Origin of the sequence: Streptomyces graminilatus (genome assembly GCF_001418565.1) — a bacterium.
GTDB lineage: Bacteria > Actinomycetota > Actinomycetes > Streptomycetales > Streptomycetaceae > Streptomyces > Streptomyces graminilatus.
On record NZ_LIQQ01000199.1, the window covers coordinates 1 to 14783 of the forward strand.

General features: G+C 68.4%; 10 protein-coding genes. 8 read left to right on the forward strand and 2 right to left on the reverse strand.

Going from position 1 to position 14783, the window contains the following annotated elements:
* The 3 genes from AOK08_RS17825 to AOK08_RS17835 all read left to right on the forward strand — a co-directional run.
* On the forward strand, positions 1 to 588 hold a 588-nt coding region (locus AOK08_RS17825), incomplete at its 5' end, for a prepilin peptidase (RefSeq protein WP_241826991.1).
* Between the two features lie 250 nt (positions 589 to 838).
* Complete coding sequence (locus AOK08_RS17830) at positions 839 to 1180, forward strand: hypothetical protein (protein WP_055526776.1); 342 nt, start codon at positions 839 to 841, stop codon at positions 1178 to 1180.
* 202 nt (positions 1181 to 1382) lie between these two features.
* The gene (locus AOK08_RS17835; RefSeq protein WP_055526778.1) at positions 1383 to 1742 is read left to right on the forward strand and encodes an SH3 domain-containing protein; all 360 of its coding nucleotides are present in this window, start codon (positions 1383 to 1385) and stop codon (positions 1740 to 1742) included.
* Positions 1743 to 2063: 321 nt separating this feature from the next.
* Here AOK08_RS17835 and AOK08_RS17840 read toward each other — a convergent pair whose 3' ends face one another.
* Entirely contained in the window at positions 2064 to 2525 is a 462-nt protein-coding gene (locus AOK08_RS17840) for a hypothetical protein (protein ID WP_055526780.1), read from the reverse strand.
* 539 nt (positions 2526 to 3064) lie between these two features.
* Here AOK08_RS17840 and ku point away from each other — a divergent pair.
* Both ku and AOK08_RS17850 read left to right on the forward strand, forming a co-directional pair.
* On the forward strand, positions 3065 to 3838 hold the full coding sequence (gene ku, locus AOK08_RS17845; protein ID WP_277816030.1) for a non-homologous end joining protein Ku: 774 nt from the start codon (positions 3065 to 3067) through the stop codon (positions 3836 to 3838).
* A complete protein-coding gene (locus AOK08_RS17850) occupies positions 3835 to 4245 on the forward strand; it encodes a hypothetical protein (protein WP_055526785.1) in 411 nt (136 codons plus the stop codon). Before ku ends, AOK08_RS17850 begins: the two co-directional genes overlap by 4 nt.
* Before the next feature lie 43 nt (positions 4246 to 4288).
* Here AOK08_RS17850 and AOK08_RS17855 read toward each other — a convergent pair whose 3' ends face one another.
* Positions 4289 to 5137: a hypothetical protein gene (locus AOK08_RS17855; protein ID WP_055526787.1), complete on the reverse strand. Its 849-nt coding sequence runs from the start codon at positions 5135 to 5137 to the stop codon at positions 4289 to 4291.
* 661 nt (positions 5138 to 5798) lie between these two features.
* On the opposite strand from AOK08_RS17855, the gene AOK08_RS48710 reads away from it, so the two are divergent.
* The 3 genes from AOK08_RS48710 to pglX all read left to right on the forward strand — a co-directional run.
* Positions 5799 to 6317 carry a GNAT family N-acetyltransferase gene (locus AOK08_RS48710; protein WP_338400141.1) on the forward strand — a complete coding sequence of 173 codons (519 nt, stop codon included), beginning with the start codon at positions 5799 to 5801 and terminating at the stop codon, positions 6315 to 6317.
* A gap of 351 nt (positions 6318 to 6668) precedes the next feature.
* Entirely contained in the window at positions 6669 to 11336 is a 4668-nt protein-coding gene (pglW, locus tag AOK08_RS17860) for a BREX system serine/threonine kinase PglW (protein WP_055526791.1), read from the forward strand.
* Between the two features lie 61 nt (positions 11337 to 11397).
* The coding region (gene pglX, locus AOK08_RS17865) for a BREX-2 system adenine-specific DNA-methyltransferase PglX (protein ID WP_055526789.1) at positions 11398 to 14783 on the forward strand (3386 nt) is incomplete at its 3' end.

Genomic DNA, 14783 nt, shown 5'->3' on the forward strand with positions numbered 1-14783 from the left:
GGAAACGACATCCTCGGCTCCCGCCTACTCCCCCCGTCGGGGCGTTGCCCGAAGTGCCGGGCACGGATCGGGCCGCCCGCCGGCTCAGTGGAGCTGATGGCCGCTGCGGCGTTCACCGGGATCGCCTTGGGCGGCGCGAGCGGGTGGCTGGCCGCGGCCCAGTACTGGCTCGCCGCCTGTGGAGTGGCCCTCGCCATGATCGACCTTGCCGTTCAGCGTCTTCCCGACGTCCTCACCGTTCCGGCGTGCGCCGGAACGCTCCTGCTGCTCACGGGCGCCGCTCTGGCCGGCGAGCCGGGCGGGTTCGGCCGCGCGGCTGCCGCGACCCTCGTCGTCACCGCCGCCTTCCTGCTCCTGTCGCTTCCCTCGGGCATGGGCCTGGGGGACGTGAAACTCGCGCCCGCCATCGGCGCGCTCCTGGGCTGGAACAGTTGGCAGAACGTCTTGTGGGGGACCACCGCGGGCTTCTTCGCCGGGCTGGTGTTCGCGGGTGTCTTGCTGACCGCCGGACGCAACCGCCGCGCTCAGGTCGCCTTCGGCCCGTTCATGATTATTGGTGCGCTCGCCGTGTCCGTCGCGACCGGCTGAACGCCGACCGCATATACCGGAAATTGATCTGCCTGTAATTCCACTTCCTGAGGTCCTAATTCCGGAAAAGCCACTACCTGGCGACTCATTTCCGGAAGGTCATCTTGCGGAACAGATCGGGCCTGGCCAACTCCCCTTTACTCAAAGAGGATCGGCCCGGGAGCAGCGACATTCGTTGTCACGTTCCTGATTTCTCGCCCGGATTCACCGCGCTGCTCCGGCAGCGCGGTTCTCGCCCCTGAGGAAGCAGATGCGACCTGTAATTCGCCGGACCGCGACCGCAGCAGCCGCTACGGCTGTGCTGGTCGGGGGGCTCGCCGCGACGGCCTCTCCCGCCTCCGCGGTCGGCTCCAGCGCGTGCACCCGCAACGACAAGAACCACAGCGTATGGGGCCCCAACCTCGAATGGCCGGCCATCCGCACCGGCCCCGGCGTGGCCTACAAGAAGAAGGGCCAACTCGACTCCGCCGGCGAGTTCTACGTGGAGTGCAGCGCCAAGAACAAGTACGGCAACCGCTGGTACTACGGCGAGAGCCTCAGCAGCAGCTCATACGGCATGAAGGGCTGGGTCTCCGGCGCCTGGTTCGACTAGCACCACCGCGCGCCGCCCCCGCGACGCGCCCTTCGACCGCTCCAGCATGGAGCGTCCGGCCCCATGCACCGTGACCTGATCGCGGCCAGCTCTTGTCAGGCCTCGGCGGCGCCGGTGTCCGGCGCCGCGCCGTGGGCCATCTCTGCGCCTTCAGCCGAGGCCCCCCACTGCCCATCAACACCCCATTGTGGAGTTTTCTCACATGTCTGCACGCCGCATAGCCGTGCTCGCGGCCACCGCGACCGCTGTCGCCCTGCCGCTGCTGTCCGCTCCAGCGGCCACCGCGGCGCCGGAGTCGGCCGCTACCGCACTGCCCGCATCGTCCTGCACCAGCAACCCCTACCTCCCGTGGGCGGTCCACGGCACCAACGCCGTGACCATCCGTTCGAAGGCCAGCGCCAAGTCCACCGCTCTCGGCGTCCTGTACAAGAGGCACAAATTCAAGGTGCACTCGTACACCAAGGGTCAGAAGTGGGTGAATATCACCGACAAGAACACCGGTGTCCGCGGCTGGGTGTCCGGCAAATATGTCTACCGCGATGTCAAGATGTGCCTGGACTAACCAACCGCAGATCACGGTGCCCAGCAGCCCGCCGACCGGGTCCGTGCTCGCTCCCGAGCGCTGACGGCACGCCCGCACTGCGGAAACGACATCCTCGGCTCCGGCCCGCTCCCCGCGCTTCCGTCGCCGCGGCGGTGTCCGAAGTAAAGGGCGCGGCTCGGGCCTGCTGACGAGCCTGCGGCGCTGATTGCCACTGCGGCGTTCACCGCGATCACCTTGAGGGGCACGGTCGGGCAGCGCCAGCGACTGCGGCTCCGAGAGGTGCCAGGCCGGGCACCCCAAGCTGCGTCGTGTCACGACTGGTGGCGCGGCACCGCCGCCTCAGCCGCGCTCGGACCGGTCCGGCTGCGGCACTTCGGTCGCCTTGGCCTCGGCGACTTGCTGCCGTACATAGTCGGCGAGCTGGTGCAGCGATGCGGCAGGCACGTCGAGAAGATTCCCCCCGCGGGAGCAGGGATACAGATCGATGCCCTCCGAGCGCAGCTCACTCAGGGCACTGAGCGTCTCAATTCTCTGGACGGCCCTGTCGCACGCGATGTCGGTGAGGACCATATCGATGGGAAGACCCGCCAGATGGGCTCCGAGCTCACGCTGTTCCTGTGGAGTCAGGGAACGAGGGGCGAGGCCGTCCTCGGCGAGCGAAGCGAACCACGCGGGGGCCGGTCCGGAAACCCGCTCCAGATCCGCGCCCGCGCAGAGCAACGCCGTACGGAGCCGGGTCACCCGGGAGATGAGTGCGGCGTCGGCGGAGACCGGCACCGGAGCGTCTCGGTCGCAGGACATCCCCTGCGGCTCAGCAGGTGGGTGGTGCGGTGCAGAGTGAGCCGTCGCGGTGCGGAGCCAGCTGCGGAGTCCGGTGAACATTCTCTGGTTCCTGTCAGCTCGAAGAATCCGGAATACGTAATTCCGGATCGATGATGCCTGATCGATGGACCGGCTGAGAAGCGCATCCCTTGGCTCCCTTCCGCACATGGGGCGTGAAGAGTTGCCAGGAACCGCTCTCGTGAATTATCGGAAGGCGTACTTCCTGAAATTCGCGTTCCTGTTTTCCGGCTTCCGGACGGCCATCTGAGGGAAAGCATCGCCTCGGGGCCGGTGTTGGTCGGCCCTCTCTCCTCTCGTGCAGTCCGTGCCCGATACCGGAAGACAACGGCCTGGCCCCGAGGCGACCGGAGGCCTGTGTACGGAGGTCATCGCCGTCAAACGCGACGCCCCGAATGACCTTCTGGAAGAGATGCCGGCCCATGGCGCAGTCCGGTTCGAGAGCACACGGACGTCCTGCCCGGAACACCGACGTGCGGCACCGGCAGGCCGGGAGTCCCATGGAAACATGGCGACCACGATGTCCGTGTCCTTCGGCCTGGTCTCCGTGCCTGTCTTTCTCAGCCCGGCCACGGAGGATCATCGAGTCCGCCTCCACGAGGTTCACCGGGCTGACGCGCCGCATCCGTCACCGCCGCGTGTGCGACCTGGACGGGCAGGAGGTCGCCTACCAAGACGTCGCACGCGGGGTCGCTCTGCCGGACGGTACGACAGTCGTTCTCGACGACGCCGCGCTGGAGCGGCTGCCGCTACCGACGAAGCACGTGATCGAGGTGCTGGGGTTCGTCCCTGCCGACAGCATCGACCCCGTCTCCTACCAGCGTGCCTACTACGCCCGTCCCACCAGTTCCGCCGCCGAGCGGCCGTACGCGGTCCTCGTCTCCGCACTGGCCCGTACCGGTCTCGTAGGGGTGGCCAAGGCCGCCGTCACCTCGCGCGAGCGGCTGGCCGTGCTCCGTCCCCGGCTGGGGGTGCTGACGCTGCACACGGTGTTCTGGCCGGACGAGATCCGCGCGCCGGGGCCGGCCCCGGCGCAGCCGGTCACCGACCGGGAGCTGGAGCTCGCCGAGGTGCTGCTCACCCACTTGAAGGGTGTCGGCCCCGATGCCGTACGCGACGAGTACGGCGAGGCCCTGGACCAGCTCGTCGCCGCCGTGACCGAAGGCAGGGAGCTGGAGGCCCCACGTGCGCCGCGCGAGCCGCCGCAGGACCTGATCGCGGCGCTCGAGGAGAGCATCCGGGCCTCGCGGCGCGACGAACAGGCCTCCCGATGACGAAGGAGGTGCTGCGGGAGGCGGCCGCGCTGCTCCGGCGCCGCGCGGCGGAAGCCGCCGACTCCCCTGACGAGCGATGGATGGTGGACCAGGACGAGACGGGCGCGCTGGTCCTGGCCGCCTTCACGCCCGTCGACGTCGAACCGGGCGGCGTCGTCAGCGGGACCACCCTGGCCTCGTTCGCCTACCCGGACAGCCCCGACCGGCACACGCACGCTCGGGCCCTCGGGGCGGCGGCCCACACCGCCGCCCTGGATCCGCCGGTCGCGGTGCTGCTCGCCACGTGGCTGGAGGCCACGGCAGCCTCCGAGGACCGGGCCGGAGAAGCCGACCGTAGCGGGGCACTGGCGCCGCTGGTCGCGCCGGCCATCCCCTTCGCGCTCCTCTACCTGCGCAGGGAGAACTGAGTCCCTGCCAGGCGGTGCCGACTCCGGCCCGTCATGGTCAGGATCACGAGGCCGGGCAGCGGCGGCGCAGGTTGTGAGCCCATTCCCGGAGCGGGTCCTCAAGTACGAGGTTGTCGCCGCGGCCGACGGTCTGGAGCAGCATGGCGCACACCGTCGCCTCGGCGGCCAGCCCCGCCGTGCTGCCCAGGACGGGGAAGATCTCGCGAACGCGGGCGGCGACGTCCGGCTGCAGCAGCGAGTAGGCGTAGAGTATCGCGCCGTCGAAGCCCTCCGGAGCCAGGCCCCAGCTCTCCCAGTCCAGGATCCGCAGCGGCGGTGCGGTGAGGTTCGCCCAGTGCACGTCTCCGTGGGCGGTCGTCCAGCAGGGGGCGGCCGGGGGCTCGATGCCCACGAACTGGGGGATCGCGCGGTCCATGTACTGCTGCCGCACGGCAACACGGTCGGTGCCGAGCACCGCTACCTTCTCCAACACCTCCGTCAGGTCGGTCCACCAGGAGTCGGACAGTTCGAGGCCACGGTGCAGGACCGGGTCGTCGGACAGGACCGGTTGGTCGACGTAGGCCGACAGCTCTGCTCTGTACGCGGTGCCGTCGGCGACGGTTTCCCACAGGCCCAGCAGCGCAGGCCGGTGGCCGTCGAGGTCGCCGAAGACGCGCTGGGCGTCTCTGGCGCCGTCCCACAGCTTCCCCGACGCCTTGTCTGCCGGCGCGGACACCAATCGCAGCCACACCAGTGCGCCGGCTGCGGTGCGGGCCGGGACGCCCAGGGTTCGCCCGGCCCATCCCCAGAATTCGCCGGTCGGCTCCACGGTCACGGTCAACTCCTGCGCCGCACGCCAGTGGTGGGCGCGCATGCGCTGCTCGGCGATCGGGTCGGAAGGAGGCGAGTACACCGGTGTTCCCCCACAATCGGCGGCATCCAAGAGCGGACGGGGCAACCGCGGCGGCGGTCTGCCGCCAGTGTGGCGTGCCGGAGACCGTCCTGAGGTCCTGGATCACCCCTGGGCATGACGCGGCGTATACCTGTGCTGCGACCGACTCTGGCGGCTCAGGCTCACGAGCTTCGGTTCGGCCGCATCCAGAAGCTCGCCGCCGTGTCGACATCGCCGCGTCTCGCCCCGGCGGCTTCACCGGGAGGGGGCGCCCTCTCCCGGTGAAGCAACGACCGTCGAACGCGATGTCGGCGGCAACCGTGGCGAGGGCCGAGGACACCATGGTGCCGACGGTTCGCACCACGGCCTGGACTCGCCGATCCAAGCCCTTCCCATCAGTCCGGGCCCGGCTCGCGCTAACGCCTGACAGCACGTCACCTATCTGGCAAAAGTGGCGCTCTCCGGGCATCTCAACCGGTACCAGCACGGTTTGATTCGGAATCGGCGCACAGCATCAAGGGGATTCACCCCACCGGCTCTTAAGCCTCTACTGTTCCGCCTGGCACATGGAGAGACTGCCGACCTTCCCACACAGGAGCGGAACCGCTTGCTTGCGATGCGACCAGCCACGCCGGGGGACCGCTGGGCTCTCGAGGCGATGATCCAGGCCCGCTCAGACTGGATGAGGAACAAAAGACTGCCAAGCTGGCAAAGTTGGGCAAAACACGTATCGGAACTCGCAGCCAACTGCGCAGACCGATACGGCGACATGTGGGTCCTCGCCGAAGACCATGTCCGAATCGTCGGCTGTACCACCATTCTCAGGACGGCAGCCCCATGGGCCTGGACAGCAAATGAGGCCAGCGAACCCGCCTTCTACCTCAACTCCACCGTGACAGACCCGGCCGAACGAGATCGCAAACTGGGCACCCTTATCGCCAACTGGGCTGTCGACCACGCCGCCCGACAGAACATGAGATTCGTCCGCCGAGACTGCAACTCGCGGTCTCTCGCCACCTACTACGAGAAGCAGCAATTCACTATCGTTCACCGCCTTCCCCCGCGAGATGGCTGTACCGTCTACGCCTTGCAACGGGAAGCGCAGCGCATTCCGGAACTCGCCGGGTGGTTCGCCTCCGGAAACCTCTGCGCACGAGTAACACCGGCGACCTGCACGACGGTCGGCGGTGGCCACCACTAGCTGTGTTGCCCACCAGAACAAGCACGTCGATCTGTCGATCTGTTTCGTCTCAGTGCCGCACGATGGAGACGGTGGCGGCAGGGGCCGATCCTGGAACCAGGGCCCTGCTCACGGACGATGGCGGAGATGGCCTGTTCGAGCACCCGTGGTTTGCACATCACCGTCGGCCAGATCACTGGCCGGTCACGCCGCGCTCATCCCGCAGCAGGAGCGCGCTGAACTCGCCGTCGGCCCTCTCTTGTTGTCAGTCCAACCCTCTAGAATTCGTTCCACGGGTTCCCGAGGGTGCTGAACGCGCCGACCGGGATGCGGCAGGCACAGATGCACAAGCTGACACAGACGGGGAGCCGCATGCTGGAAGGCCGGTGGACGACGGTCACCGAGTCCGAGTATGAGCACGAGCGTCGCGGTCTTGAGGCGATCCGCAGGCGGCTGCCGGACGAGGAGCCGTGGCGCGCTTGGTCGAACTTTACGTTCACCGCGAGCAGTGGGCACGTACGGGAAGTCGATCTTCTGGTAGCTGCGCCGGCCGGGGTTTTCCTGGTCGAGCTGAAGGACTGGCACGGGTCGGTACACGGCGGCGGCAACGACTGGGTGCAGACCACGCCTGGCGGGACCCACCGGCGACACGGCAATCCCCTGCATCTGGCGAACCGGAAAGCCAAGGAACTGTCCGGTCTGATCAACGATGTCTCCGGTCGGCCCGGCGCCCGGCCGAAGGTCTGGGTGGGTGAAGCGGTCTGCTTCACCGATGACAAGCTCCGCGTGAACCTTCCGGCCGCCGATCTGAACGGCGTGTTCACGGTCAAGCAGGTCGTGGACATGCTCAGCGAGCCGCCGGGAGACGCCCGGCGCCGGATAACGGCTGAGACGTCTCGCCATGTCGACACGGCCCTGAAGAAGCTCGGCATCGCACCGATCCGCCGCCAGTACGAGGTGGGCTCCTATCTCCTGGAGGCGAAGGCGTTCGACTCCGGACCCACCTGGGCCGACTATCTGGGCCGCCACTCCCAGCTGCACGATCTGGCGCGGGTGCGGGTCTTCCTCAGTGAGCGCGGTGCCTCCGACGCCGAGCGGCGTTCGGTGGAGCAGGCCGCCGCTCGCGAGGCGCTGGTGCTCAGCCGGTTCCGCCACCCGGGCGCGGTGCAGCTGAAGAGTTACCTGCCGTCGGGGCATCCGGCCGGGCCGGCGATCCTCTTCGACTACCACCCGGAGACGCTGCGACTGGACGATTTTCTGGTGCAGCACGGGGAGCATCTGGACCTGAGGGGCCGGCTCGCGCTTGTGCGGCAGCTTGCCGAGACGGTGCGCTCCGCACACTCCCGCCGAGTCCATCACCGCACACTGTCGGCACACGCGGTGCACGTCATTCCGCGAGATCGCGGCCCGCGCGGGCGGGAGCTCGGCGAGGAACAGCGCTGGCTGAGTCCGTGGCCTCAGATCGCGGACTGGCAGATCGCCACCGGACAAAGTGCCAGCCGCGGTCGGCCCCTGACGCTGGCACCTACCAATGTGTCCGGGTTCCACGTCTCGGAGCAGGCTGATCCGTATCTGGCACCGGAGCTGAGAATTCCGAAGGCCGATCCGGTGCGCCTCGATGTGTACGGGCTCGGTGTCCTCACGTATCTGCTGGTCACCGGGCAGGCGCCGGGCGCGAGCCAGAGTGAGGTCATGGCCCGCCTGGAAGCCGGTGAGAGCCTGCGCCCGAGTGCCTTGGTTGACGGGCTCAACCCGGACATCGATGACTTGGTGGAGGCGTCCACCGCGTACGAACCGGGCCGGCGTCTGTCCACGGTCGACGACTTCCTGGAAATGCTGGAGTACGTCGAGCAGGCATTCGCCGAAAAGGACTCCGCCGGCGGGAACGCGGCTGCAGGTGCGGGCGGGGGCGGCGGGCCGGTATCGGAGACGGACGAGGACCGGGGCGAGCCGGAGAAGGACCCGCTCGAGGCGGTAGCTGGAGACGTACTGGCCGGGCGCTGGGAGATTATGCGCCGGCTCGGCACGGGATCGACCTCGCGGGCGTTCCTCGTGCGGGATCTCGCGGGCGAGCCGCGGCGCAGCGGCACCCTGCCGGTGGCTGTGCTGAAGGTCGCGCTGAGCGAGGCCAAGCACGGAGTCCTGGACCGGGAGGCCGAGGTCCTGGGCCGTATCCATCGGGATTCCAGCATCATCGCCCTGTACGAGCGGGAGCCACTCACTCTCGCGGGTCGCCGGGTAGTCGCTCTCGAATACGTGGGCGACAGCCGGGAGCTGAAGGAGCAGGACCGCGGCGACGGGAAGGGACCCAGGCGGCGTGAGGACACAGTCGCCCGCCAGCTGCGGGACAACGGCCGCCTGGGCATGGACCAGTTGGAGGCGTACGGGAAGTACCTGTTCGGCGCGGTGGAGCACCTGGAGGCGGAAGGAATCTGGCACCGCGACCTGAAGCCGGACAACATCGCGATCCGGATCCGTCCCAACAGCACCCGGCAGCTCGTGCTGATCGACTTCTCCCTCGCCGCATACCCGGCGAAGGAGATCGATGCAGGCACCGAGGGCTACCTCGATCCGTTCCTGGGGATCATCACGCGTGGCTCGTACGACGGTCACGCCGAGCGGTACGCGCTGGCAGTGACGTTGCACGAGATGGCGTCGAACGAGCTGCCCCGATGGGGCGACGGCGGGACCACAGCCCGGCAGACCGATTCGAAGGAGTGGCCGTACCCGCAGCTTGCGGCCGACGCCTTCGAGCCGGCGGTGCGCGACGGCCTGGTCGCCTTCTTCCGTAAGGCCCTGGCCCGGGACGTCAAGGACCGGTTCTCAGACCTGAAGCCGATGGAGCGTGCCTGGCAGGCGCTCTTCCTCGACGCGCAGCGGACCACCGCCCCGAGCACCGGGCACGGTAGGGCGGAGAGCGCCGTGGTCGCGCGGGAAGCCGGGCCGCAGATCGGACGGGAGGACGACGACGCGTCCGCCGAGCAGGTTCGTGACCAGCAGGCGGCGAGGGCCGACCTTACGACGCCTCTGTCCGTAGCGGGTCTGACGCTCTCCGCTCAGTCTCAGCTGTTCGCCATGGGGCTGAACACCGTCGGGGACGTGCTGGAGTACTCGGCGAGGAAGTTCCTCACCGCGCCGGGCATGGGTTCGCGTACCCGGGAGGAGATCCAGCGCCGGCAGAAGGAGTGGAATCTCCGCCTCGGCAAGGCGGCTCCCGCGCCATTGAGCGCAGAGGCCCGCAAGGCCGCCGGCCAGGAGATTGCCGAGCTGGAACAGGCGGTAGCCGAATCAGTCGAGGTCGGCGGCGGAGACGTCACCGACCCGCAGCTTCTGAGCGCGCTGAGCCTGGACGCGCTCGCCGCCCGCCTGGTGCCGAGGCCGTCCGGCGGCAGCGCCCGCTCCAACGCTAAGGAGAGGGAGGCCGTCCGGCTGCTGCTGCGGCTGCCCGACGAGGCGGGCAAGCTGCCCGAGGGCCTGGCGTGGGTCCGGCAGCGGGACGTCGCCGACGCGGTGGGTCTGACCGCGGGCCGTATCCCCCAGATCGTGAAGAAGGCTCGCGAGCGCTGGTACGAAGATCCGGCTTTGGGGCTGCTGCGCGAGCAGGTGGTGGAGCTTCTCGCCGAGCGCGGCCGGGTGGCCCCGGTGATCGAGCTTGCCGACGCGCTGATCGCCCTGCGCGGCACTCAGCACGTGGAGCGGCGTGACCGGAGGGCGCTCGCACTGTCGCTGCTGCGCGCGGCGGTGGAGCGGGAGAGCTATGACAACGAGTCCCCGCCGCTGTTCCGTTACTTCCATGCCCGGATGCCCAAGGGCGCCGTTCCTGTGCTCGGCTTGCTCGCCCTGGACGTCCGGGAGGGAGTGGACGGCCCCGACACCCCGACCCTGCCCGCCCTGCAGGACTACACGCTCAACCTGGGCACACGGGCCGACCGGCTCGCGGCGCTCGAATCCCTGCCGACGGCGAGCACGGTACTCACCGAACTGGACGCGGTGCGACGGCCGCCGGGCAGCCTGGGCTGGGACGAGCGACGCACCGCCGAGATCGCGGTCGCCGCCTCCACCCGGGCAGCCCTCACCCCGCGCTTGGAGATCTACCCACGCGACCTGGACCTGGTGCGCGCGCTGAGGATCACCCAGGCCGGTGTGGTCGCCGTGCAGCCGGGAGTCGAGGAGGAGCGACAGCCGGGCTTGACGGTTGACGCCCTGCACAAGCGGGTCGCCACTCGCTTCCCTGAGTTGGGCACCGACCCGCTAGCGCCACGCGACCTGCCCACGGGCAGCGCCCTAGTCCGCGACCTGAGACAGGCCGGCTTCGAGCTGAAGCTGGCCACCCGCTACGACAAGGTGCTCCGCCTCATCCCGGACCGCCCGTCCGGGGACGCCACCGTCGGGCTGACCTCGGCGAGCTGGGGCGCCTCGGCGGCGCGCCGCTCCGCCCCCACCCAGTACGACGCGGACACGGCCGTCGCCGCCGCAGTCAAGGCCGAACAGCGGCTCGCACACTCGGCACGGCAGGACGGCTTCCGGGTTCTAACGGTGCCCCAGAGGCGCGCCGAGGACGCGGTGCGGCGTCTGACCGTCGAGCCGTACGGGGCACGGCCAGTGTCGCTGACTGGACTCTTCGTGGAGGAACTGCGCGGCGTGGTCGGCGAGTCGGCCCGTCCGACCTGGGAGACCGTCCTCAAGGCAGACGCCGCCGAACCGGGCAGCCGGGCCCACCAGCAGCTGCGCATCCGTACCGACAAGGCATGGGGGCGCATCGAACCGAGGCTACGAGAGACGCTGGCAGAGGGGCACGGTCCGCTGCTCCTCACCGACACCGCGGTTCTCGCCCGGTACGACGCACTCGACCTGCTCGGCCGGCTCGCGGAGGAAGCGCGGCAGGGCGGCAGCCCGCTGTGGCTGCTCGTCGCCCAGTCCGACCCGGCGCGGGCGCCGCGGCTGGCGGGGCAGAGTGTGCCCTACCAGGCAGGGTTCGACGAGTGGATCGTCGTGCCCGACGCCTGGGTATCACGCAAACACCTCGCGCCGGACGCCTGACCCGCTTCCCTTCTGACCCGACCCTCCTCCGTCCTCTCCCTTTTCTCCACAGGAGCCGTTCGTGATCGACCGCAAGAGCCTCCTCGCCGACCTGCAAAAGCAGGTCAAGGCGGCAGAGACCGACCTTGAGCAGCAGGTCAAAGCCGTCCCCGAGGTCGGATCGCGGCTGCGCGACGAGTATGAGCAGGCCCGGAAGCTGGGCCGTACAGCGGCAACGTGGAATGCCTGGCTCGGCGAGCGGATCACCCAGGTCGCGGTGGCCTGGGTCCTCGGCACGGTCTTCGTCCGCTTCAGCGAGGACAACTGTCTGATCGCCGAGCCGTACATTGCAGCCCCCGACGTGGCCGGGCGGGAGACCGCCCAGGCGCGGTACGAGGAGTACCTGGAGAAGGACGCCGACCCGACGTACCGGGGATGGCTGGAGGCTGCGTTCGCCGAGCTGGGCGCCGGGCAGGCCGGGCGGCTGCTCTTCAACCGCGACCACAACCCGCTCTACCAGATCCCGCTCTCACACGACGGGGCGGGCGCGCTGCTCGCCTTCTGGCGGGAGCAGCGCGTCGGCGAGGGAGAGCTCGGCGGGGACGATGACGGCGGTGTCGGCGGTCCTGTTCTCGTACACGACTTCAGCGACCCGCTGAGCGAGGAAGGCACCGAGGGCTGGGACACCCGCTTCCTGGGCGACCTGTACCAGGATCTGAGCGAGGCGGCCCGCAAGACGTACGCGTTGCTGCAGACACCGGAGTTCGTGGAGGAGTTCATCCTCGACCGGACGATGACCCCGGCAGTGCGGGAGTTCGGCTTTGAAGAACTGAAGATGATCGATCCGACATGCGGGTCGGGGCACTTCGTGCTCGGGGCGTTCCGGCGGCTGGTGCGGATGTGGGCGTCGCAGCGACCCGAAGTCGGCCCGTACGAACGGGTGCGGGCGGCGTTGGAGTCCGTGCATGGGGTGGACCTCAACCCGTTCGCGGTTGCGGTGGCCCGCTTCCGGCTGCTGGTCGCGGCGATGGCTTCGAGCGGCATGCGGACGTTCGCAGAGGCGCGGCAGTACGAGTGGCCGATCCAGCTCGCGGTGGGTGACTCGCTGCTGCCGACGGAGCATCGGCAGGAGGGACTTTTCGGCGACGAGCAGCTGAGCCTTGGCGACAGTGTGGAATCGGGCGACGCCGAAGACCCGTACTACGCGCTGAGCACGGAGGACGTGTTCGAGTACCCGCAGATCCTGAACCGGGGCCGTTACCACGTGGTCGTGGGGAATCCTCCGTACATCACAGTCAAGGACAAGACACTCAACGAGCTGTATCGCAAGCTGTACGGCGCGTGCGCGGGTACGTACGCGCTGTCGGTCCCATTCGCGCAGCGCTTCTTCGAGCTTGCGGTTCGGGGCGAGGAGAAGTCCGGGCTCGGCTACGGCATGGTCGGCCAGATCACGGCGAACTCGTTCATGAAGAGGGAGTTCGGGACGAAGCTGATCGAAAGCTTCTTCCGGGATCAGGTCGAACTGACAGAGGTCATCGACACGTCGGGGGCGTACATCCCGGGGCATGGGACCCCGACGGTCATCCTCGTCGGCCGCCCGCTGGATTACACGGGCGCTCGCCGGGCCACCATCCGCACGGTCCGGAGCGTTCAGGGGGAGCCAGCGGCTCCGGAGAAGGCGGAGGATGGACTCGTCTGGCGGGCTATCACTCAACAGACCGACTCCCCGGGCTCCGAGAGCGACTGGATCAGCGTTCGCGACACGCGACGTGACGACCTGTCAAAGCATCCATGGAGTCTGGCAGGAGGCGCTGCACCAGACATCCTGAAGATCGTCGATAGCAGGGGAACGCGGCTGCGAACTGCGTCACAAGAACTCGGCTTGTCTATCGTTACTGGCGAGGACAACGCCTTTGGCTCGGTGAACACTGCTGCCGCGCGCCAGCGAGGTGCCAGGCCCACCGCTGTCGCCAATGGCGATGAGGTACGGGATTGGGGACTCACCGGCGCGACCTGGCTCACCAGCCCGTACGACCAGGATATGAAGCTCCTCGAAGGTGCAGAGATCGAGGACTTGCTGCGCTTCATGTGGCCACTGCGTCACGTACTGGAACTTCGCAAGCGCTTCAGTATCACGATGCTAGACAGGGGAATTCCTTGGATTTCATGGCGTGAGGTTTACGGCTCCCGCGTCAAGGCGCAAAAGTTGATCGTTTACGCAAAAGTTGCGACGCATAATCACTTCTACCTCCAGACTGGTCGGCTCCCCGTGAAGGACTCGGCGCAGGTAATCAAGCTCCGTGAGGACGCCACAGCGGAAGACCATCTGGCGCTGCTTGGGTTGCTCAACAGCTCCACGGCCGGGTTCTGGCTCAAGATGGTCAGTCATGACAAGGGTAGTCAGGGTGTGAACGAGGGCTACAAGTCGCAGGCGTGGGAGCGCTTCTACGAATTCACCGGCACCAAGCTCCAAGAATTTCCCCTCCCCGTCGACTACCCTGTCGCCCTCGCCACTGAGCTCGACGCCCTTGGCCAGCAGCTCTCCGCGACGACGCCCGCCGCCCTCGCCGCCGATGCCACCCCCAACGCTCCCGCCCTCCGCGCAGCCCAAGCCCGCTACGACTCGATTCGCGCCCGAATGATCGCCCTTCAGGACGAGCTGGACTGGCAGGTGTACTCCCTCTACGACCTGCATTCCGAGGATCTTCGCCTGCCTGATGCCTCCGCTGTTCCCGAACTCGCCCTCGGCGAGCGCGCCTTCGAGATCGTGCTGGCGCGCCGGGTCGCAGCCGGGGAGGCCAGTGGCGAGTGGTTCAAGCGGCACGGGTCCACGCCGATCACGGAGATCCCCGCGCACTGGCCCGTCGACTACCAGGCGCTCGTGCAGAGGCGGATCGAGGTCATCGAGTTGAACCGCGCCATCGGCATGTTGGAGCGTCCGGAGTACAAACGGCGCTGGTCTACCGACGGTTGGGACGCGATGCGGCAGAAGGCGTTGAAGTCCTGGCTGCTCAATCGGGTCGAGGACCGAGCGCACTGGTTCGACGCCAACGGCAACCCCACCGTCACCACCCTCGCCCGGCTCGCAGAGTCACTCTCCACAGACGAGGACTTCACCTCCGTCGCCGATCTATACGCGCCCCGGCAGGACCTTGCGAGGACCGTACGGGAGCTGCTGTCGGAGGAGCACGTGCCGTTCGTGTCCGCGCTGCGGTACAAGCCGGCCGGGCTGAAGAAGCGTGCCGACTGGGAGCAGGTATGGGAGTTGCAGCGGGAGCAGGACGCCGCGCCTGACGAGCCCGCCAAGCGGAGGGTCCGTGAACGGACGCCTGTGCCACAGAAGTACTCCTCGGCGGACTTCCTGAAGCCGAGCTACTGGCGTGCGCGTGGCAAGCTCGACGTGTCTAAGGAGCGGTTCGTGTCGTACGGCACGGTTAACGCGCAGTCGCCGGAGCTGTACGGGTGGGC